Source organism: Paraglaciecola polaris LMG 21857 (genome assembly GCF_000315055.1).
GTDB lineage: Bacteria > Pseudomonadota > Gammaproteobacteria > Enterobacterales > Alteromonadaceae > Paraglaciecola > Paraglaciecola polaris.
This window is the reverse complement of the sequence record NZ_BAER01000005.1, coordinates 1-23,244: the sequence shown is the minus strand read 5'-3', so window position 1 is coordinate 23,244 and position 23,244 is coordinate 1. Positions and strand designations below refer to the sequence as shown.

Annotated in this window: 15 protein-coding genes; 5 read left to right on the top strand and 10 right to left on the bottom strand. The window is 43.8% G+C overall.

Annotated features, from left to right (window positions below; translation table 11 throughout):
* Positions 1–66 precede the first annotated feature (66 nt).
* Positions 67–252 carry a hypothetical protein gene (locus GPLA_RS00250; RefSeq protein ID WP_153810508.1) on the top strand — a complete coding sequence of 62 codons (186 nt, stop codon included), beginning with the start codon at positions 67–69 and terminating at the stop codon, positions 250–252.
* 152 nt (positions 253–404) lie between these two features.
* Here GPLA_RS00250 and GPLA_RS00245 read toward each other — a convergent pair whose 3' ends face one another.
* The 4 genes from GPLA_RS00245 to manD all read right to left on the bottom strand — a co-directional run bounded on the left by GPLA_RS00245 (position 405) and on the right by manD (position 5,577).
* Entirely contained in the window at positions 405–1,283 is an 879-nt protein-coding gene (locus GPLA_RS00245) for a hypothetical protein (protein WP_007102779.1), read from the bottom strand.
* Positions 1,284–1,387: 104 nt separating this feature from the next.
* Positions 1,388–3,157 carry a sodium:solute symporter family transporter gene (locus tag GPLA_RS00240; RefSeq protein ID WP_007102778.1) on the bottom strand — a complete coding sequence of 590 codons (1,770 nt, stop codon included), beginning with the start codon at positions 3,155–3,157 and terminating at the stop codon, positions 1,388–1,390.
* An 11-nt stretch (positions 3,158–3,168) separates the two neighbouring features.
* Positions 3,169–4,308: a Gfo/Idh/MocA family protein gene (locus tag GPLA_RS00235; RefSeq protein ID WP_040513557.1), complete on the bottom strand. Its 1,140-nt coding sequence runs from the start codon at positions 4,306–4,308 to the stop codon at positions 3,169–3,171.
* Between the two features lie 51 nt (positions 4,309–4,359).
* Positions 4,360–5,577 carry a D-mannonate dehydratase ManD gene (gene manD / locus GPLA_RS00230; protein WP_007102776.1) on the bottom strand — a complete coding sequence of 406 codons (1,218 nt, stop codon included), beginning with the start codon at positions 5,575–5,577 and terminating at the stop codon, positions 4,360–4,362.
* A gap of 122 nt (positions 5,578–5,699) precedes the next feature.
* Here manD and GPLA_RS00225 point away from each other — a divergent pair, with 122 nt between their 5' ends.
* Both GPLA_RS00225 and GPLA_RS00220 read left to right on the top strand, forming a co-directional pair.
* The gene (locus GPLA_RS00225) at positions 5,700–6,713 is read left to right on the top strand and encodes a LacI family DNA-binding transcriptional regulator (protein WP_007102775.1); all 1,014 of its coding nucleotides are present in this window, start codon (positions 5,700–5,702) and stop codon (positions 6,711–6,713) included.
* Between the two features lie 341 nt (positions 6,714–7,054).
* Complete coding sequence (locus tag GPLA_RS00220; RefSeq protein WP_007102773.1) at positions 7,055–8,038, top strand: hypothetical protein; 984 nt, start codon at positions 7,055–7,057, stop codon at positions 8,036–8,038.
* A 348-nt stretch (positions 8,039–8,386) separates the two neighbouring features.
* On the opposite strand, the gene glyA is transcribed toward GPLA_RS00220, so the two are convergent.
* Positions 8,387–9,640, bottom strand: a complete 1,254-nt coding sequence (gene glyA, locus GPLA_RS00215; RefSeq protein WP_007102772.1) for a serine hydroxymethyltransferase — start codon at positions 9,638–9,640, stop codon at positions 8,387–8,389.
* 124 nt (positions 9,641–9,764) lie between these two features.
* Here glyA and GPLA_RS00210 point away from each other — a divergent pair, with 124 nt between their 5' ends.
* Positions 9,765–10,619 (top strand): LysR family transcriptional regulator, encoded by an 855-nt coding sequence (locus tag GPLA_RS00210; RefSeq protein WP_007102771.1) that lies wholly within the window; start codon positions 9,765–9,767, stop codon positions 10,617–10,619.
* 104 nt (positions 10,620–10,723) lie between these two features.
* Here GPLA_RS00210 and GPLA_RS00205 read toward each other — a convergent pair whose 3' ends face one another.
* The 5 genes from GPLA_RS00205 to GPLA_RS00185 all read right to left on the bottom strand — a co-directional run bounded on the left by GPLA_RS00205 (position 10,724) and on the right by GPLA_RS00185 (position 22,053).
* Complete coding sequence (locus GPLA_RS00205; RefSeq protein ID WP_007102770.1) at positions 10,724–13,198, bottom strand: zinc-dependent metalloprotease; 2,475 nt, start codon at positions 13,196–13,198, stop codon at positions 10,724–10,726.
* Between the two features lie 6 nt (positions 13,199–13,204).
* Positions 13,205–14,803, bottom strand: coding sequence for an amidohydrolase (locus GPLA_RS00200; RefSeq protein ID WP_007102769.1), 1,599 nt, complete (start codon positions 14,801–14,803; stop codon positions 13,205–13,207).
* Positions 14,804–14,877: 74 nt separating this feature from the next.
* Positions 14,878–16,476, bottom strand: a complete 1,599-nt coding sequence (locus tag GPLA_RS00195) for an amidohydrolase (RefSeq protein WP_007102768.1) — start codon at positions 16,474–16,476, stop codon at positions 14,878–14,880.
* Between the two features lie 35 nt (positions 16,477–16,511).
* Positions 16,512–19,337, bottom strand: a complete 2,826-nt coding sequence (locus GPLA_RS00190) for a TonB-dependent receptor plug domain-containing protein (protein ID WP_007102767.1) — start codon at positions 19,335–19,337, stop codon at positions 16,512–16,514.
* A gap of 742 nt (positions 19,338–20,079) precedes the next feature.
* Positions 20,080–22,053: a BCCT family transporter gene (locus GPLA_RS00185; RefSeq protein ID WP_007102766.1), complete on the bottom strand. Its 1,974-nt coding sequence runs from the start codon at positions 22,051–22,053 to the stop codon at positions 20,080–20,082.
* A 261-nt stretch (positions 22,054–22,314) separates the two neighbouring features.
* Between GPLA_RS00185 and GPLA_RS00180 the strand changes: the two genes are divergently transcribed.
* Positions 22,315–23,118 carry a hypothetical protein gene (locus tag GPLA_RS00180; RefSeq protein WP_007102765.1) on the top strand — a complete coding sequence of 268 codons (804 nt, stop codon included), beginning with the start codon at positions 22,315–22,317 and terminating at the stop codon, positions 23,116–23,118.
* Positions 23,119–23,244: the final 126 nt, after the last annotated feature.

The following is a 23,244-nucleotide window of genomic DNA, read 5'->3' as shown; positions in this document are numbered from 1 at the left end:
GGACTACGCTCGGCTTAATTTGGTAAGGTGAGTAAGTTACTCTTTATGTCGTTGATGGTGCTATTTATGAACATGATTCCCTCAAAGTATGGTATCGATAATAGCGCGCAAAAAAATAAATACAAGATGAAAAGCAAAGTGTATTTTTATCCCCGAAAAACACGCGTTTTGCAGATAGACAACAAAACCTGCCCGCTCAATGACTGCCATGATTCAGGTAAAATTCGTGGCAATCCCCATCGACGCGAGTGAAACGTCCCTTAATGGAGAAACGAGGCAAATATCGATAATTAACATCGACTGCATTAACAATACATTCAAGGCCAATGGCCACACTAAGAATAAATTCCTACGTAAGCATAACGACTTAAGCTTGCTACTTTTTACCAGATGGGTCATGTTAATTAACGGATAATGTCTTTGACCACTTGCTCAACGACGTTGTACTGGGTGGATTCAGCGAAGCCAATGGAAAATGTTTGTACTGTGTTTAGGTATTTGTCTTTATTGCTACGACCAAAACCTAAAACGGTCATGTAGGGTCTGCTAGCGTAATCATCTGGGTGGTTGTCATCTTCATGATGTAATAAATAAAACATTCGCGGGGCTTTTTCATCACCAAAGGCATACCATTCCGGGCTAGGTAAATCGCCACTAAACCCTTCATTGATAGGATGGCGCTTGGTATCGGCTGAATTAAACCAAAAGTCACTTTCATCCATTTCGCCTCCGGGTACACCTTCATATTGCACCCAGTAATGGAAGCCCTCACTGACTTGCGACATAGTGAAGTCACATCGCTCAGGGTAGAAGTCCCATTGTCCCTGCCACTGACCATTGCCAGAGGTGAATATGATTTGCACATGCTGAGGCGTTTCAACTGTGATTTGGGACACAGACTGGTCTGTACCGGCGTTCATAGCGTGGAAATAGCTGCCGTCTTGTTTATGTATCGCATTGGGGAAACCACGGTACTCGCCCTTCCAACCTGAGCCTTTGCTATCGTTAAATCCTATCCAATCAATCCCGTCCGCATCCAGCATACTGGATAACCCACCCCCTTCTTTTTCAAGATAAAAAGTAGCGTTTGAAATACTGATCACGTAGGCGAAAGCGCCGCCAGCTGACACATCAATTCCATGACTTAACGACACTTGCTTAACCTCAGGTAGCGAATTGCAACCTGTGCTTAACAGGGCACAGCAAAATATCATAAGAGAAGCGGATATGTTCGAGCGGGAAATATATGGGACTATCTTTGAAGCGATGTTTTTTAAAAACATATGGTTTATTCACCTATTTTACGCACAAAAAAAGATGAGCCAGTATGCCACTGGTCCATCTTTCAAATTGACTTGATAACTAACAATTACGCTTACCTAAAAGACTAGGCATTGCTTGTTTGACACTTAGATTTGGGTTTAGCGCTGTTTTTCAGTAAAAAGCCCATGGCTAATATAGCCAGTGCGCATAATCCAAATACCAATCGTCCCCACATTGGGTTGGGTATCAACATCATGACAAATACCCCAGACCCCATAAATATCACCATAGAGCCTAACTTATCCCGCTGCTGCCGGTCGTACTCATCTTGTTCGAAGTCGGCAATAACAGGCGTTTCAAAATCAGTAAAGAAACGGTCGGTTTCCTGCTTATGTTCATCCCGCTCTTCTTGATAGAAAAAGGTAGTCGAACAGAAGAATCCTGCGGTAATGATTAGGTGCGCACCTATGGTGATCATTAAGTTCATGTCTATTGATTCACGGCGCGTCAGAACTTGCTCTAGACCAATCCAATTGGCGAACACCTCGGGCGTTAAAATATTTGCCGTACACCAAGAGACAAACATGCCAATAATCACAGTAACCCAAGGGGCCCATTGAGGCGTCTTTCTAATAAACAAACCAAAAATCAGCGGCACGAGTAACGGTACTTGAACCATAACCGATACACTCATCATCAATTCAAATAAGCTTAACTCCTTCAACGACTTAAAGAACAAGGCCACCACAATAACCAAGATGCCGCTAATAAAACTCACATAGCGGCTTACTGTTAACAAGTGTTCGTCAGTGACTTTTTTGTTCTTTTTAAGCAGTAGTGGTTGGTAAATGCTTCTGACAAAAATACCGGCATTTTTATTCAGCGCGGAGTCCATTGATGACATGGTCGCTGCGAACAGTCCCGCCAAAAGTAAGCCTACCGTACCAATGGGCATGGCATTTCGCGTGAAGACCAAGTACACAGCATCCGCCGCTTTGTTGCCTAATTCTGGATAAGCAGCGGCCGCGTCAGGATATAAAATGGCTGACGCCCACGGCGGAATAAACCACACTATACTGCCCACGCCCATCAGCACCATGGCCAGCAATGCTGCTTTACGCGCGTTGTCTGAATCTTTTGCGTTCAGAAAGCGAAATGCATCATGCATATTCATAATGGTGATCATTTGCTTAGCTAAAAAGAAGACAAACGTGCCCACTAAAATGAGCCCATAGTTCATGTCAGGACCCATAATGAAATCAGTTGGGAAGTTATTCACCAACTCAACGGGTCCGCCCACCATCACCAAAGCAACAATGGCACAGGCAATTGAAATAACCGCCACAACCAAGGTTTGCACAAAGTCTGACGCCACCACGCCCCATGCCCCAGATAGCACAGAAACGAAGACCACGGTTAGCCCAGTCACAATAATTGTTAAGGTAATGTCGGCTTCAAAAACAGCACTGGCAAACACACCCAGTGCGTTTAACCAAACGCCAGCGTTAATAAAACTAAAAACGATCAAGGCCCATGAGAAGAACTGTTCATTTTGGTGACCAAAACGCCGCTTGATACCTTCGGTTGGTGTATCCACTCGCATCTGTCTAAAACGAGCAGAGAAGTAGGCCCAGCCGCAGAAATAGGCGAAGGTATTGGCAAAAAAGACCAAACTAATGGCAAAACCGTCAGTAAATGCCTTACCCGCAGCGCCAGTGAATGTCCAAGCCGAGAACTGCGCCATAAACGCCGTTGATCCGACCATCCACCACAACATGCGACCACCGCCTCTGAAGTAGTCGCTGGTCGAGTTTTTTGCCATATCTTTGAAGGCGAAACCTATGCCCACAATGAGGATAAAATAACCAATTATGACCAGATATTCATAAAACATGGGCGTACCTTTTATTGCAGATGACTAACGTCAACCCAATTATCATTTTTACGAATAAGATCAATTAGTTGTTGATACTGGCTACCTTCTTTGAAGGTTTGATATGGGGCAACATTTTCGCCCTTAATATCATTTACTAATTCTCTAATGAGGTAGCGCCAATTACGCTCGGTATCCCCTTCTCCTGCAGGATTATTTTTTACGATGTCGTCCGGCACGGGCAGTCTTGTCCAATTGTTATTCGCATCGTAAAAATACAGTGGACCGCTCCCGTAATGCCCTTTTATGTATATCGCGCCTTTGCTGCCGTAGATCACTATGTGGTCTTCGTTGAAACGTGGATGTAAGCCGCCATGTTTAAACAACACTGACACCGGCTTTTGTGCTAATTTGCTTTCAAGCTGCGCCAGCACAGTGTACGACCATTCAACATTTGATTCGCCCCACTTCAGTGACGGATCGTTCAGATTATCAGGAATAAAATCACGGCGTTTTTTGAAGTTATGCACGCCTTCGACAATTGGAGCACGTCCCAGATCATCACGAACTTCACCCATGACTGACAATATTTTCTCACCAATAATAGACGTCACAATCGACAACTTATGCGTGAAGTTATTATTCAAACGCCCACCGCCATCTTCTTTACGGTGCGACCAACCAAAGGGAATATCCCGCTCTAAGTTAAAATGCGATATACACTCAACTTCTAAGGGCTCGCCAATAGCGCCTGCGGCAACCATACGCTTGGCGTGGATCACATCCGGCATATATCTAAAGCTAGCTGCAAACGCCGTTTTCACGTTTTTCTCAAGGGCTAAGTCGTACAGTTTTTTGGCAGACTCACCGGTTGCGGTCAGCGGTTTGTCACTAAACACATGGCAACCAAATTCTATGGCCTGAACAATCGCTTCTTCATGGGCGCCGCCAGGTGTGGCAATTGACACCACATCGGGTTTGCATTCAATCAATGCTTGCTGCCAATCGGTACCTGCAAATGGGATGGCCAAATCTTTGGCGACTTGTTCCACAACGCTTTTTGTTCGACCCACAATACCCACGATTTCTGCACCTACAGATCGGAATGCCTCTGCGTGCCCTTGACCGGCAAAACCGGTGCCTTGTATCAATACTTTTATACTTTTACTCATGTTATTTATCTCTACTTTTCAAAGACTAAATTCATAATTAAAAATGCTGAATTACCAATTCCATACCGTCCCGTCTTCCAATCTACTGACCGGCAAGTACGAACGTTTATAGGGATATTCTTTTGCTGCGCTTTCATCAAACTCTATGCCCAAACCTGGGGCATCACTCAAATAAGCAATGCCATCTTTAACCTCAATTCCATGTTTGAATATTCGGCTAGAGGGCTCATTCCCAAAGCCAACAAATTCTTGTATACCAAAGTTAGGTGCCCAGATATTCAAATGCATGTGCGCAGCAAAGCAAACGGGAGAAAGATCTGGCGCACCATGGGGAGCGGTTTTAACGTTGTACACACTGGCAAAGTCAGCGATACGGCGCAGCGCTGTGATGCCGCCGGCGTGCGTCGCTGCCACACGTATGTAATCGATAAGCTGATTTTGGATGAGATCTTTACAATCCCAAATGGTGTTGTACGTCTCGCCAATAGCTAATGGCGTAGTTGTGTGCTGACGGATTGTCTTGTAACTATCTTGGTTTTCAGCGATTGAGGCGTCTTCTAAAAAGAGGAGATTATAAGGCTCTAATAACTTGCCTAAGCGAGCAGACTCAATGGGTGTTAATCGACTGTGCACATCGTGAAGCAGGTGCACATTATCACCAAAGCGCTCTCTTGCTTGGTGAAAGAGCTTAACAATCATATTGAAATATTTTTGCGTGGACCACTCTTCTTCTGGTGGTAGCGGCCGACTGCCCTGCAATTCAAAATAGTCCGCTTTATCGCCTAACACACCGTATGTCACATTTAATCCGGGCACAGCGCATTGCAGGCGAATCGCTTTAAAACCATTGTTTATATGCTCATCGGCTTTATCTAGGGTGTCATCTATGGTTTCACCGCTGGCGTGGGCGTAAAGTGTTACACCTTTTCGGCTTTTGCCACCAAGCAATTGATAAACAGGCATTCCTGCTGCTTTGCCTTTGATATCCCACAGCGCCATATCAATGGCAGCAATGGCAGCCATATTAACCGCGCCTTTGCGCCAATAAACCCCTTTATACAGATACTGCCAGATATCTTCTATTTCGTGGGCGTTGCGTCCAATAAGGCACGGAGCAACATGCTCCTCCAAATAAGCGACAACCGCCATTTCACGGCCATTGAGTGTTGCATCGCCAAAACCGTAGATACCGGCATCCGTCACCACCTTAACGGTGACAAAATTTCTGCCCGGACTACAAACGAACACTTTAATATCGGTAATTTTCAACTGACGCCCTCTTTTATTGATATAGCCGCACGGACTTTACTAAACCGGTTTAGTTGAACAAATTAGCATAATCTTGCAGTATGTCAACATCACGCTATTTACTTCATTAGCAGAACAAAACCATGATTAAAGTAAAATTAATTGATGTTGCAAAGCTTGCGTCAGTATCAAAAAGTACGGTATCTCAATATCTTAACGGCCGATTTGACTACATGTCGAAAGAAACTCAGGTGCGTATTAGAGCCGCGATAAAAGAATTAGATTATGTGCCAAATCCTATCGCGAGAAATTTAAAGGCTGATAAGACTAAGACCATAGGGGTAATAGTCAGAGACATTACAGGTTTCGATACCAGTCATACTATTCGTGGAGTAGATGATTATTGCAAAACTAGCGACTATAACGCATTGATTTACAACACAGATTTTGACCCTGAGATCGAAGCGAAATCCTTAGAAGCCCTATATCAGCTGCGCGTAGACGGCATCATTATCGCCTCCTCAGGAAAGAACAATAAACTGATATCCGAATATATAAATAAGGGCATGCCCATTGTACATTTTCAGTTAGAGCATGATGGCAGTGAAAAAAATCTCATTCTGTCAGACTATCGGCAAGCCGCTTTTGACGCCACCGAGTACCTTATTCAACTAGGACATAAAAAAATATGTTTTGTCACCCAAGACTTTAAAAATGTGAAGTCCAGAAATGAGCGGTATTTGGGTTATGCAGCAGCCCTGGAACAGCATGCTATTCCCTTAGATCCCCAGTTAATTCAGTATTGGCAGCGGGAAACAGGTTTTGAACACTCCCCGAAAAACATCATTGAATCGAGCGCAGCGCCCACAGCATTCTTCAGCCAACACTTGGCTATCACTACCGAACTGTTGACCCATTTAAATCAAGAAAATATCACCATTCCAGATGATATTTCATTGATCGGTTTCGACGATATCCCTATGGCCGAGTTCTTCAAAGTGCCTATCACAGTGGTTAAGCAAGAACCCTATATCATTGGCAAAGAAGCTACCAAGCTACTGCTGGAAAACATAAATGATAAAAACCGCCACTCTCAAAAAATTATGATTTCATGCTCCATCACGCAAAGACAGTCATGCGCGCCACCCAAAGGTTAAATATTGAAATATTCATGCTATTTTTCAATAAAATCACAAAACAAACTAAACCGGTTTACCCGCGCTAAATAGGTGCCGGATAACAATTAAATTTAGACTGCTTGCAGTACTTAATCGCTATCAGTGATATGACAAAGTGAAAAACGAATAAGGTATGAAACAAAGCCAACTTAGTTAGAACAAAATCCGCTTTGCACCGACGAAATAACGCCTACTACTCCGCAAATAATACATACATATTTGCACCCCCTCTTATCATGACACCCATATTAAAAATGGTTAGTTTTCATCCCTTAAACTAAGCTAATTAAGTGTTTCATTATTAATTTGATGGGTGCGTTATGCCTCAGTCTCGTAAAAGCCAAATTAGTTTAATCGATACCGCTTACTATCATTGTGTTTCACGCTGCGTTCGTCGATCCTTTCTTTGCGGCGTTGATAAGTATTCAGGACAGAGTTACGACCACCGCCGGGGATGGGTAGAAAACCGCTTGGTATTTTTATCTACGGTCTTCGCAATTGATATTTGTGCTTATGCCGTGATGAGCAACCACACCCATGTCGTTTTATGTATTGATGAACCATTAGCTGAGCAGTGGTCCATTGATGAGGTATTGACTCGTTATCATAGATTGCACAAAGGCACCTTGCTGACTCAAAAATACACCAAGGGAGACAAACTCAGCCAAGGTGAGTTGATAAGCTTTGACGAAACAGTTGAGCTGTACCGGAAGCGTCTGTATGACATCAGTTGGTTTATGCGCGATTTAAACGAATATATAGCCAGAGAAGCCAACAAAGAAGATGACTGTACTGGACGCTTTTGGGAAGGTCGTTTTAAGTCCCAAGCCTTGCTGGATGAAAGTGCAGTATTGGCCTGTATGGCATATGTAGACTTAAATCCAATTCGAGCCAATATGGCATCAACTCCTGAAACATCAGCACACACCAGTATTGAAAAACGTGTAAAGGCTCTAAAAAACAATTGGTCGCAACCGAAGAATCTCATGCCGTTCGCAGGAAGCCCTAAACAAGGTAGACCAAAAGGAATTGCTTTCGACTTACAGGATTACTGCGCATTAGTTGATACTACAGGTCGCTCTATTCGCGATGATACAAGTGGGTTTGTCGAACAGAACCTTAACCCTATTTTAGAACGACTAGGATTAAACTCCGCTCAGTGGTTGGTTCTTACGACTGAATTCGAAATGCATTTTTACTATGCTGCTGGATCAGAGCAAATGATGCACGCCTTTAAGCGGCATACTCACCATCAAAGGCTACGCGGGATGGGTAAGGCAAAGGCATTGCTCAAAAAAGTATAACTGAAACAAAATTTTTCACATTAATACTATCCACATTAAGTATGGCTGAACTGCATGTGTTAAAAAAAATTTCAAAAAGTTAAAGTCATTAATGGAACAGCCAAAACACTACACTCTGCAATTCCGATGTAATTTTTCAACTTATCTCCCGTAAATAACTCAAACCCGTTCATGTCACATTACTAAATTCCAATTTTACATGCACCACGTTGCTTAATTATTCTGGATGTCATGATAAGGATAATGGCAGAAGGGCAAATTAAAGGCGAAATGACTTAACTCCTACGGAGGTTTAAAAAGGAGGTAAGCCAATACATTAACGATGGATGGATCGATACTTCCTTTCAACTATGGGTAAACAGGAAACTTTGCCGTTAACCTAGCAACATCTTGACGTACAACGCTGTAAAGCTGCTCCTCTTCTATATTATCTAACAAGTCACACATCCAATGAGCAAGCTTTGCCGCGTCCTCACTACCAATTCCCCTAGACGTTATCGCTGGCGTACCTACACGTATTCCACTGGTCACGAATGGCGACTGGATATCATTAGGTACGGTGTTTTTGTTCACCGTAATATTCACCGCTCCTAACACCTCATCAGCTTGTTTACCGGTTAATCCCTTAGCAGTCAGATCAACTAAAAACATGTGATTATCAGTCCCCCCAGATACCACACCGAACCCCCGCTGAATGAACGCCTCGGCCATCGCTTTTGCGTTATCAATAACCTGTCGCTGGTAGGCTATAAAAGAAGGTAAAGTCGCTTCTTTAAAGGCGACTGCTTTGGCCGCAATAACATGCATCAAAGGCCCACCTTGAATACCGGGAAAAATCAGTGAGTTAAACTTCTTCTCGAGGCTTGGGTTGGCTTTACATAAAATCATACCCCCCCGTGGGCCACGTAACGTTTTATGAGTGGTCGTGGTAACAACGTCGGCGATAGGAACAGGATTTGGATACAAACCTGCAGCAACTAGACCTGCAACATGCGCCATATCAACAAACAAATAAGCTCCAACGCTTTCCGCTATATCTTTAAATTTTTGCCAATCAGCAACACGAGAGTAAGCTGAAAAGCCAGCGACAATCATTTTTGGTTGATGCTCTTTGGCAAGAGCAGCCACTTGCTCATAATCGATTAATCCAGTAGCAGTATCTAACCCATATTGAATAGCATTGTATAATTTTCCAGAAAAATTTGGTTTTGCGCCATGAGTCAAATGACCGCCATGATCTAAGCTTAAACCTAAAATTGTATCCCCCGGATTCAACAATGCCATGTATACCGCTGCGTTAGCCTGTGACCCAGAGTGTGGTTGAACATTTGCATAATCCGATGAAAATAACGTTTTCGCTCTTTCAATTGCTAACGTTTCAACACCATCTGCAAATTCACACCCACCGTAATAGCGCTTTTTGGGGTAGCCCTCAGCGTATTTATTCGTCAGCTTACTGCCTTGTGCCTCCATCACTGCTTTGCTGGTGTAGTTCTCAGAAGCAATGAGTTCGATGTGATTTTCTTGACGCTTTCCTTCATCACTCAATAAGGTAAATAAATCAGAATCTGTTTCTTTTAATGACGTATTTAGGTCGTGCATAACGCTTCCCGTTGATTAATTAGGATGATTATGCTAATTCTTACTGCGCATAAAATAAAATCAATAATTACAATGATGTCATAAGCTTTTCAAATAATAGTTAAAAAACGATGGAAGGAATCTTATGAAAAACTTGTCAGTCGACTTTCTACGTTCGTTTGTGACAATTACGCAAACAGGTAGTTACACACTTTGTGCTGAGCGACTAAAACGCACGCAACCAGCCATTAGCCTGCAAATCAAGAAACTAGAAGATGTGGTAGGTGAGAAACTATTTATTCGGGAATCTAATCGACTCACATTGACGTTAGCCGGCAGCAAATTATTAGAGTTTGGCATGAAGATCATTTCGTTAAATGATCAAGCGATGAAGGAGTTTGGGCGTCCCCAAGTCAGTGGGAATATTAAACTAGGCATACCGAGTGAGTTTTCGACTACCTTGATGCCAAAAATTATTCGTCGTTTCATAAATACTTACCCAGAAATATCACTTGAAGTCCATTGTGCACTCAGCAAAGACCTTCTATGCGAACCACTTAAAAGTAAATTTGATTTAATTTTATCCCTACAAGAAGACGCTGACTCCAGCCAAGAAGGGCATATCATCACTGATCAATTAGTTTGGGTTGGTAGCCAAAGGTTCGTTAATACTATTCCTGAAAAATTGCCTATTATCGCAGCGCCATCGCCGTGTCTTTATCGCAAACGCGTCACTTCAGTGTTGAACGCACACAAGAAAAATTGGCAAATAATTTACACCATCGCTGACCTTAACGGCATTCAAACCGCTATTAATGAAGATTTAGGCATTACCGCCTTAGCCAGAAGCACTGTGCCTCCTGGGCTATTTATACTGCCCCCTAGTCCGTTATTGCCTGAATTAGGTCAAGTTGGTGTGTACCTGATGAATCCCCAGAAAGTGCGCTCAGAAGCCATTGAACTGCTAGCCAAGACCATTGAAACCCAACTCGCAATTTAACAACGCAGGGTTACTGTGTATAAAGTGAAAAGGCAACCTTTGAAGTGACCCCCAATAGTTGGACATTCCAATTACTGAGGGTCTTTTTAATTCCGCAATTATGCTTACAAAGGTGGCCCTGGGGGCGCAGGGTAACGAGACATTGGCTGTTCCCCCCATCTTAAAAACTCTCTAGAAGGCACATATTTAACTGGATCAGATAAATACAATCGAATGCTCCGATATGCTTGTTGGTAGTGTGCTTTCGTTAATGGGTCTTGATGTTTTTTACCTTCAAGCTCCTCGGCAAGATCTGATAACGTCATCATTATCATTGCGCTAACGTCAGGGCTAGATTTCAGGTCAGCACCGGCGGTCATTAAGCTATTCAACACCACGCTTTGTGTCACTCTCAGTAAAGCTGAGCGACTAGAGGATGAGCCGATCTTTTTACCCCACGTATTTCGCACCAAAGTCTGGATTAACTTGGGCAACGTCAGTGTCGACGGATCTCGCGCTTCAAATGCAACCATTCTGTTAAGTTTCTTGGGCGCTAACAATGGAGTCACAATTAAATCAGCCAAAATACGCGCAGCTTTAAGCTGATCAAATGCATAATCATCTGACATATCCTCGCGGTTAAGGCCCGGATGCACAGTTAATTGAACTAACAAGGTCTCAGGTAACGCCAACGCATCTGGCGATAAACTATGCATGAGTTTACTTAATAGTCGATCTTGGAGTGCCTTAGGCACTATTTGGGTTGGCGCTAGGCCGTCCCCCTTAACCGCCCACTCATGATACATACCACCAATAAAGCGCTGTGCTGCTTCAATCGCCCACCTATGATGCAAATACACCATCCACAGTTTCATGTCGCGTAAATGCCCCAATGGTTCCCCTTCCTGAAGCATATCGGGTCCGTACTGAGCTAACATAATCTCCCGCGCTTCAAAGCTTTCATCCATGTATTCAACGGGTGACGATAAGTCGTCATACCATGCCCAGCGTGGGTCTGTTGAAGGAACAAATAAAATACCGTCGTCATGCATTTCTTCAATAATGCTATTTAAGCCTTTTGACTCAACACTTTTTGCCATGGGCGTATAAGCATAACGCACCATGTATTTATCATACTCGCCAATACCAACGGCAAACGCTTCCGATAAATCCAGTTTTCCATTTTTAACCTTTACCCTCGGAGAAGGATATTCCATGACTGATGCACGTTCATTAATGCTCGATGCCCAATTGTGACCAAAGCCTAGTACATGGCCCAACTCATGTGCCACCAACACCCGTTGGCGTGCTAAAGCGAACTCTATTTCAGCGGCAGCTAGTGTCTTGCCTTCTTTTGTCTCTGCTTTCACGTAACTTTTATAATAACTAGCGACTGTTCGCATACGATGTGAGTCAAGACGACTTTTTGAGCCTAATATTTCTCCGGTGCGTGGATCTCGATACGTTCCTCCCATCGAAAACCCGCGACCGTCACGCTCAATCCATTGCACCCAAGCATAACGAATATCCATCGGGTCCATTTCTGGTTCAGGGTCTTTTACCTGCACTGCATTTTTAAAGCCCGCCGCTTCAAATGCTTCATTCCACCATAGCGTGCCTTCTTTCATAGCTTGTCGAATATCACCTGGAATAGCAGGATCAAGATAAAACACGATAGGTTTTATTGCTTCACTCAGAACAGCCTGTGGTTGCTTTTTCTCAAGGCGCCATCGTGTCACCCACGAGACTTCCGTGTCTTTGGTAATTGGATTAGCAAGGTTGCTGAATTTCAATTTACTCACCCCGATACGAGAATCAGCTTGGCGAGTTTGATAGCCCGTGGGAGCACGTAAAAGAGAATGATGGATGCGCATTGACAGCACACGAGAATCCGGCAAAACGTTTTTTACTACTACATTAGGTTTACTCACATTGAAAGAAGCAATGGTTTCAATTTCGGTATTGTCAGTGAAATTTTTCATCCTAGCCGGATAAAAACCACTTTTCTTATTGTCAAATTTGAACTGAGCATGCTTCGATGCCCTTCCGTTCTCCACATCAGCTGCATCACGAATAAATAGAGCCGTCGCATCAACCAAAGACGTTTTATCTCGCTTAGAAATAACAGGTAACGATGCTAAAACTGAAGTTGCAAATGAAAGGTCGACATTATTAATCCTTTCAGGTGTCCCTCCATGCGCTCTAAAATCTAAATTTTGTTGAATAACCAAAACATTGGGGCCACTTTTGTGAAAGTGAATCACCATGCTTTTTAAGATCCCTCTATCCAAAGGCAATTCAACTGAACCTGCACCAGTAGCGGCACTGACGTAATACAAAACATCGCTGTCGAAGTCTGTTAGCTCCATTAACACTTTGCCAGCGTCAGCATCCCAATAAAAAGGAATAAACCCTGGCTGCTTTGTTAAAGATTTAGTCGCTTGGGTAAAATCGCGACTCTGAGCCTGACTGCCCCCTGAAAACGTACTTAACACCAGCAAAATAAAGGCTGCGTAAATAACACGCAAAAGCAGCCTATAACGAAACGACGGTATGCCTACCCCAGTATTTTCTGCATACTTTGAAAATATAACAGTCATGAGCGGCTACTCAGACCTAATAGTAGGGTAATCAATGCCCAACTGTTGCAAGTAGGTATCGTATTTCTCAGCATCATAGTAAAACTCGCGCATTCTATCGCGATACTGCCCCATAATATCTTCATTCAAATGAATTTGAGGGGTATCTTTTTCACGCAATAACGATTCATATTTAAGATCTTTTGTCTGCGTATTGGTGAAGTAATCATCCATTTCTTCGAGTAACGAAGGGTCAGTAAATAGATCAATCATGGTCATCGCATGTGCTTTTGCACCGGCAATAATGCCCTTGTGCGCAATAGGCGTCGCCATAGAAACAGCGTTTGACCAATTGTGGCCCGGCAAATTCGGAATGTTTGACGGATATAACATGAAGATAGTAGGTACCACCCATGAGATATCACCCACGTCATCTGAACCGCCTCCTGTTAATTTCTCTAAAGGAGGTGGAGCCACCATTGGCATAATCTCTTCCGGTAAACCTATGACCTCAGCACCTATTTCTTTTTGCAGGGCTTTTGCAAGTGTTAAGTCATCCTCAGACCATTCAGGAAGGCCTATTGCTTTTATGTTTTCGAATGCTCTATACGCTAATGGTTTGTTTGAATGTAATGGCCAAGCAGACCCCATTACGACAGAATCCCACGTGGTATTCGTCATTAATGCGGCGCCCTCAGCGACCTTATCACCAACCTCCCACAGGGCTTTAATATGAGGATAATCGACTTCTCTGAAGAAATACCAAGAACTGGCTTTAGGCGGCACCACATTGGGCTGGTCACCACCATCAACGATAACAGAATGAATACGTTGCGATAGTCTCAAGTGCTCCCTGCGGTAGTTCAAACCAACACTCATTAATTCAACGGCATCAAGCGCACTACGTCCACGCCATGGCGAGCTTGCACTATGAGCTGACTCCCCGTAAAAGTTATATTTTACTGAGACCAATCCTGACAGCCCAGGATTACCGTAAAACGTGCCAAAACTGCTTCCTACATGAGAATAAAGCACGGCATCAACATCGTTAAAGTACCCAGCACGCACATAGTAGGCTTTCGTCGCTAATTGCTCTTCTGCTACACCAGGCCACAATACAATGGTGCCGGATATATCATTCTCTGCCATGTAGTCTTTGAGTGCTATGGCAGCAATAATATTTACTACCTGCCCCGAGTTGTGCCCCTCCCCGTGCCCAGGCGCCCCTTCAATAATCGGCTCATGATAAGCAACACCGGGTTTCTGCGACGCTTTGGGGATACCATCTAAATCAGTTCCTAGTGCGATAACTGGTTTACCTGAGCCCCACTTTGCAATCCAAGCAGTCGGGATCCCCGCAATGCCTTGTTCAATCTCAAAGCCTTCCTCGGTGAGCATTTTGGTTAAGTAGGCTGACGTCTCGAATTCTTGAAAACCAAGCTCTCCAAATGAAAAGATGGTGTCATTCATAACCTGCGCAAGCTTCTTTTGCTTGTCTACGGCAGCAACTACTTGCGCCTTTGCTGCAGCCCGTTGCTCTGGTGTAAAGGTGGTGGCAGAGGTTTCAAAAGCTATGCTCATTGACAAGAACATTGCACTAAATTGCACTAATTTACTCAAACTCATAACGTGTATCCTTTAAATGGCATCATCACACAGCACAAAAATACAGGCTGCAATGATGCAGCCTGTAAGCACATTTACTCTTTTACTGTTGGGTAGGTAATCCCTAACTGCTCTAGATATGTGTCGAATTTTGACGGGTCGTAGTAGAACTTCTTCATACGCTCTTTATACGTCGCCATAATTTGCTCGTTTAAATGGATCGCAGGCGTATCTTCTGCACTTAATAAAGGAATGTACTTTTCATCCTTGGTTTGCACGTCTTTATAGTAATCCCACGCAGCGTCAATCAGTGCGTCACTGGTTAACAAATCAAACAAATTCAAAGCTTGTACTTTTGCACCTGCCAGTACCCCCTTGTGTGCGATAGGGGTTGCCATAGCCACAGAATTTGACCAGTTATGGCCAGGTAAATTGGGAATATTGGCGGGGTAGCGTAAGGTGATCGTAGGCACCTGCCACGACACATCACCGATATCGTCTGAGCCACCGCCCATATTTTTCTTCGGATCAATTGGATCCGACAACACTTCTATCTCCGTTTTCAACCCTGTAGGTTCAACGCCGATCTCTTTTTGCAGCGCTTTGGCCAGCGTTATATCGTCATCTGACCAGTTCGGCATGCCAATCAGCTTGATATTCGAATAGGCATTTTCGGCAATAGCCTTGTTCATATGCTGTGGCCATGCAGAACCTAATACAGTGGACTCCCAAGTAGTATTGGTCATTAACGCTGCACCCTCAGCCATTTTGTCGCCAACTTCCCACAAGGCCTTAATATGTGGATAATCCGTTTCTCGGAAAAAGTACCAAATGCTCGCTTTTGGCGGCACAACGTTAGGTTGGTCTCCACCATCAACAACAATTGAATGCGTTCTTTGCGACAAACGTAAATGCTCACGGCGATAATTCATCCCAACACTCATTAATTCAGCAGCATCAAGCGCACTACGGCCACGCCATGGTGATCCTGCACTATGCGCCGACTCACCAAAGAAATCATACTGTACAGATACTAACCCGTTACCTCGGCCTGCTCCCCAACTGGTACTAAAGGCGTTAGACACATGGGAAAACAGTACAGCATCAACGTCTTTAAAATATCCATCTCTGACGTAATACGCCTTTGTGCCTAGTTGTTCTTCAGCCACACCTGGCCATATTTTAATGGTTCCTTTGAGGCCGTTTTTCTCCATGTATTCTTTGACGGCTATGGCCGCCACAATATTAACGACCTGACCTGAGTTATGGCCTTCACCATGACCTGGTGCACCTTCAATAACAGGATCATGATAAGCCACACCCGGTTTCTGCGATGCCTTAGGTATTCCATCGATATCAGAGCCCAGCGCAATTACCGGCTCGCCCTCTCCCCATGTGGCCATCCAACTTGTAGGAATACCTGATATCCCAGTTTCGATAGAGAAACCGTTATCGTTGAGTATTCTGGTCAAATAGGCCGAAGTCTCAAACTCTTGAAAACCAAGTTCACCGAAGCTGAAAATCATATCGTTCATGACTTGAACGTCTTTGGCTTTACTACCTACAGCTTCAATAAGCTCTGCTTTTGCGTCCATGCGCTCATTTAGCGTCATATCTGCGCTGGCCAATAAGGCAGTAGGCGCGACAACCAATGTCAATCCCAACAAACCTGTTACAAACTTTTGTTTTAACATACTGATTCCTTTTTAGAATTTAGCTGAACACCCAATTACATGTTTACACGCACACCAAGCTTGAACTCACGCCCAAGTACATCGTAAAGTCCGCGGTTAGTTTCTAGGTAACCAGGTCTATTTTCTGAACCTTGAAATGCAGGGTAAGCAACCATTGCTGGGTCGGCGTCAAAAACATTTCGAATAGAAAGGTAGAACTCCGCATCTGTTTCTGGGCCAAAACTAAAGGTTTTAGCCGCGTAGAAGTCGAAGAAGATTTTGCCATCAACGCTGTTGTCATTAATGGTGTAGTTTGGTGCAGAACTGACCGGGCAATTAGTAGCACATTCGATATATGAATTGTTGAGTACACCATCACTTACCCCGCGGGCAGTAACGTTGAATGTCATATCATCGATATCGTAACTAACCGATGCTCGGTATTTCCAATCCGGCGTACTACTGGTATTTGCTCCGGCAGAATCAATCGCGGTAACGCCATTATCAGTAATATTTTCTAGATAATTGGTTGCTAAGAAACGCAGCTTCACAGCACCAAGCGCACCATCAAAGGTATCGCCCATATCAAAGCTATAGGTCACGTCATAATCGACGCCTCTGGCAGTCATAGAGTTAAGATTGTCGTACAACAAGTTGATCGTCTGTAGTGCTCCGCCGGCGTCATAAATCATGTTGTCACAATATTTTTGAACGCCAAACTCCACACAGTATTCAGCCGTATCATCAGCGGTAACGAAAGATATAATGCCGCCAATTTCAACTTCATAGTAATCAATCGTAGCTGAGAAATTTTCAATAAAACTAGGTCTGAAAATCACACCAGCACCCCATGAATCAGCTTCCTCAGGAGCAACAGTTGGATTACCTTGAAGGTTTTGAATCATAGGTACAGAAGCACCATTTATTGTCACTGAGTTACTTCGCGCTGTGCCTGCAGCGTACAATTCACTCAAATTTGGAGCCCGAATATCTCGTGAACGCGTTAGGCGAAATGTTGCATCTTCAATGGGTCTATAGGTAAGGCCTGTTTTCCAGGTGGTCACCCCACCAGATGTGCTGTAATCCGTGTAACGTATTGCTCCATTGAAATCGAGTTCATCCATTAATGGGATCAACGTTTCAACGTAAGCTTCCTTTACATTGTACGAACCTTGCGTCACTTTATAGTTGCCGTATTTCCAACCACTTGAGTACTGAGAGTCCACTTCACCGTCCATTTCTTCATGTCGGTATTCAGCACCAAAGGCGATTGAAATAGGACCGGCCCAGCCGTCAAAGTCGCCCGAGCTGAAATTGACTGCGGCAACATCTTGCACAAACTCTTGTATACGACGCGGTTGCCCTAACACATAGCTCAGCGCCTCATCACTGGCAACACCCACACCAAGTCGGTTCAGTGGAAAACAACCATTCGTTGGGTCTGTTAACACAGAGCGACACACAATCTCGCCTGAATCGGGATCAACAACAGCGTCGGTGGCCAAATCTAAGCGTGACGTATTATAGGTACCCGTCATGTGCTCATCAGATTTGGTTTTGCCGTATTGGTAATAAGCATCCCAAGTGAAAAACTTATCGCTGATTTGGAACTCACCGTTACCACCAAACACAATGCGCGTAGTATCACGAACGTTGTTAGCACCAGAGGCCGGCATATCAACGTTACTGGTGTTTAAACTCAAGCTATCTAGCCCAAGTTCCGTCATTTGTGAAGACACCGAAGAGGGTAAATAGGCATTGTCAGCGAAAATCGTTACGCCTTTAGACGTAGGGTTAATGTAATAACTTAAGCCTTCGTATTCCGCATATGAACCTTGCATGTATAACTCTGCGCCGCCCACCATATAGCTGAATCTGGCAAATAAGTTTTTGCGTTCTTCATCAGCAGCCAATGAATTAGTGCCAAGCATGCCAGACGTTGTATATTCCCAGTCACCACCTTGCATCCATTGACCAGATACCGCACCGTATGCAAGTTGGTTTACCGCTCCATCAACACCGAAATAAGTCCCCTCTAAAGGACCCGAAGCAATTAAGCCACCAGGGGTATAATTGGAAATTCCAATACCAGTATCGACCAAGTAGAAAGGAGAACCTTCACTGGTATCTGGGTTAATCATGCCCGTAAAGCCTTGCTCGGCCCAATCACGTGTAGTGCCATGAATACCATTTGCCGAGTAATACTCACCACTGAGTAACAAATGCCCATCACCACCAGCAAACTCTGACCCATAGGTCAAAACCACCTTGCCGTTTTCACGGTCGCCGTAAGTCGTTTCGCCATATTCAACTTGCGACTTAAAACCAACATATTCTTTATCTAGAATGAAGTTCACCACACCACTAATGGCGTCAGAACCATACACAGAGGAAGCACCTCCCGTGACAATTTCCACGTTTTTAATCAGTGACTGGGGAAACGTATTTGTGTCCACTTCACCGGTTGAGGCTGACACAACATTTCGTTGTCCATCAAATAAAACGAGGGTTCTGCCGACGCCTAACGCCCGTAAATTTAATGCTGCAATACCTGACGCCCCACTACTTAGTGAGCCTGAGGAGGTAGATGCCGTTGCACTGCCTGTAACTGAAGGCATAGTATTAACGAATTCAGCTACGCTTCCTGGTGCATACGCATTAATGTCTTCTTGGGTCATCAGTGTAATCGGGGCAGGTGTGTCGTAGCCATCACGAGCCACTCTTGAACCGGTCACTTGAATCGATTCCATTTTTATTTCATCAATCTTCTTAGCTTCAGTAACTGCATCTTGTGCAAAAGCATGACTACCCATTAATGAAGAGGAAATCATCGCAGCTAAATAGGTCACTTTCATAGACTTGGTACTATTCTGGCTCTTCATATGTGTATCTCCTGTTCAAAGAACATGTGCGTTTTTTCGGCTTATATGAGCGGATTTGGATTAGCAAACACCCACTTGCAATCTTGTTGTTGCCCTTGAACAAAAGCACAAGCCATACCTAAAACTCGGATTTAAAAATTGTTAATGGGATAAAACATGGGTGACACAGGAGGCATGGAGTACGGATTTAAATATATCTATATTTTTCAGCTAGTTAAGATGATTAAAAAATCTGTTAACAAAGCATAAACGTATAAGATTTTCTTATCTTGATGGGCGCTATCATCAGCTAATCGAGCGTTCATTCTTTATGCTATTAAAAAATCTAATGACCAAATAATCGTTATTTATATGGAAAAATAATGCGCACTATTTAAATGCACTACGCCCCATTAAGAGTCATAACGCGTAAATGCCATGATATAAACGGCGGCTACTTTAATGGGTATAAGGATATGGCGATAAGCATGTGTTTACACAAAGGAGGCTGCAGTCGACATTCGCTGCACTGACTGTATTTTTGGTACTAATGCGATCTGCATTGCTACTTATATAAACTGTTTCAATAAACTGCAGCCAGTAGATACTCTTTTGAATGCGCAAGCTTGATACATTACATCTCAACCGAACACATATGTTAGGCAATAAAACATCGATAATGTTGATAGCGGTGCGTGACAATACCTAAGCTACAGCGTCGGTACTGTCACGTGAGCGCAATCACGCTACTTGAATTACGACGCTATCCCGCTAAATGTAAGAAGTGTAAATGGCGATGGTATTGGTCAATGATATCGTTGATCACCGCTAACTTTGACCAACCCATAATGTCGTAGTTTTGCCCGCCTTCGCTTAAATGCACATCTGCTCGATAATATGTATGTTCACCATCGGAGTCAGGCGCTGGGGTCTCTGTTGATTGGCCATATACAGGTAAATGGTGGATCGTTGGGTAGACCGCGTATACAAATTCAGCGTCTTCGCCATGTTTGACCGTCAATGTAATAGCTTCGGCGGATTGGTTAATATCAGCATCGATTTGTTTTAAGGTTAATTCCTTCGCCACAGAATCGAATGCTTGATTTACGGTTTGTTCAACGAAGCGTTCCACCGCAGACTTATTGGGAAAATCGACTATGGTATGCAATCGCTCTTTCCAGCTATCGCTACCCGCGTTGATTTGCCCTGACGGTGCATGCAGCGTCATGCTTTCACGTTTATATGCTTCAACCCTCAGCGCTTTAATCAGCCCGTACATAGCTATCAGTAATATCACTGCAAACGGCAAAGCGCTGGCTATGGTCATGGTTTGCAAAGCGCTTAGCCCACCAGCCATTAACAATATTCCGGCGACTAAACCAACTCCCCCGGCCCAGTAAATACGCTGCCAAACCGGCGTATCGTTTTGACCGTTAGAGCACAGCATATCAACCACCATAGCGCCTGAGTCACAGGAAGTGACAAAGAACACGACAATCATCAGCACCGCCACACCGGATATCACATTTGACCAAGGGAAGTGTTCGAGGAATAAAAATAATGCCACCGGGGTGTTATCTGTGGCCAACTTGGCCAGCTCGGTACTGCCCTGATTAAGCACTAACTCGATAGCGCTATTACCAAAAATAGTCATCCATGCCAGCGTGAACATAGACGGTATCAACAGTACGCCAATCAAAAACTCGCGTATGGTGCGGCCTTTTGAAATACGAGCGATAAATACACCAACAAAGGGGGCCCACGCTAACCACCACCCCCAATAAAATATGGTCCAACCGCCTAACCAGTCTTTCTTGTCATAAGCAAAAAGATTGAAGGTATTACGTACCAAATCAGACAAATACGCACCTGTGTTTTGCAGCATCGCTTGTAGTAAAAATACGGTTGGTCCGGCTAACAAAATAAACACAAGTAAGCCAATCGCCAGCAGCATATTGAATTCAGACAAGATGCGTATTCCCTTATCTAAACCACTGACCACAGAAACAATCGCCAAGCCGGTAATCGCCACTATCAACAGTAATTGGTAGGGCTCTGATATAGGGAAACCAAACAAATAGTTAAGGCCCGAGCTAATCTGTAATACCCCCAAACCTAGCGACGTGGCTACACCAAAAATAGTACTGATGACGGCAAAAATATCGACTACGTTACCTCGCCATCCGTAAATTTTGTCCCCAATAATGGGGTAAAGTGCTGAACGTAACGTAAGGGGTAAATTATGCCGATAACTAAAATACGCTAAGATAAGCGCCACAACAGCGTATATCGCCCATGCGTGCAATCCCCAATGAAAGAACGTCATCTTCATCGCTTCACGCGCCGCCTCAATGGTGCTCGGTGATGCCGTAGGCGGAGCGAGAAAATGCATTAAAGGCTCCGCTACCCCAAAAAACATCAAGCCAATGCCCATGCCTGCTGCGAATAACATGGAAAGCCAAGAAGAAAAGGAGTAGTCAGGCTCAGCGTGATCCGGCCCTAGCTTGATTTGACTGTGCCTAGATACCGCCAGGTACATAACAAATATCAAAATCGCAGCTACCGTCATCACGTAAAACCAACTACCGTTATCCACAATAATGGTCTGCAATTGAGAAAAAGTTTGATCAGCTAACTGGGGGGAGAGTAACGCAAAAAGGAGTAAGGCAATGATGGCGCCCGATGAGCCAAGGAAAACAATTTTATTAAGATGTTTAGAAGAAGATATGGGATTCAATAGGATTTTACCTTATTTCAACCGCTGCTCTTTTAACTGTAACTGCGGGCAGCTCTGTCTGACTCTCGGTATTTTATGGTAGCACAAGGCTTGTCTGCAATCTTAAAAACCAACAAAATTGAACCTATCATGAACAAAAACAATAATTTAACACCCCGACCTTCTATGTTTGAATGTGTGTGGTAAACACATAAAACCTGACAGCACTAAGAGTGAAATTATGAAAAAATTTGTTATTCGCACTACGTTTTTTTATCCGTTTTGTACTCTATTTTCAGTATCAGTGCCTTTTCTGAAATTAACCCGAAAATAACCCCCAAACTACCCTACACATTCAACATTGATAAAGATCTACTGCTACTCAATTTCGACCTAAAAACCGACGTGGATGATGTGCACACTGTGGCAGCGCTAGATCTTATTTTAAAATCGGGACCGTTCAAACACCTAAACTACTTTGCAATCAGTGGCACATATGGCGTACAAAGTGGTTTGTATGTACCCGCCAATCATCTGTTTGACTTAATATTTAAACAAAATTGGACTGACGCCCACATGCAGCGTCAACAAGCGATAAATGACACCAGCGATAGGATAGCAAGTAACTTAGCATCAGGCGGGCACGTATGGGTAATGGAGGCCGGTCAAAGTGATTTCACTCAGCAACTTATGCAGCACTTGGCTAACAGCGGTAACCCGGTACCTAAAAATAAAATGGTCGTGGTGCAACACAGTGATTGGAACGAGAAAGAAACCAGCCAAGGCGCCCTCGCCTTTGTAAAGCAACATATCACCTATGTGAAAGTACCAGACGGCAATGCTTCAGCCAATGGCACCCCTGATTTTAATAACGCACAATTTAAAGTGAAAAATCTGGAAAATAATCAGCTACCAAGTGCCGACGCTTGGCATGACGCTAATAAAGTCAGCCGCCAATACAAGGGTACGAATGGCCGTTACCGCAATGACGCAATTGATAACGGCAGGGCTGATTTCTCAGACTTAGTCGAAGTTGTATGGATTTTAGGAATAACGGATGTGGATACCGTCGAAGCGTTTTTTTGAAAAATTTAATACTAAGCCCTAACCCACTGTACCTTGTCGCTCTTCTTTCAAAAGCGCCAGCTCTTCATATCAAGACACCCATAATAGCGAAGCCTCACAAGTCACAGTTAATATGGGTAGTTAACA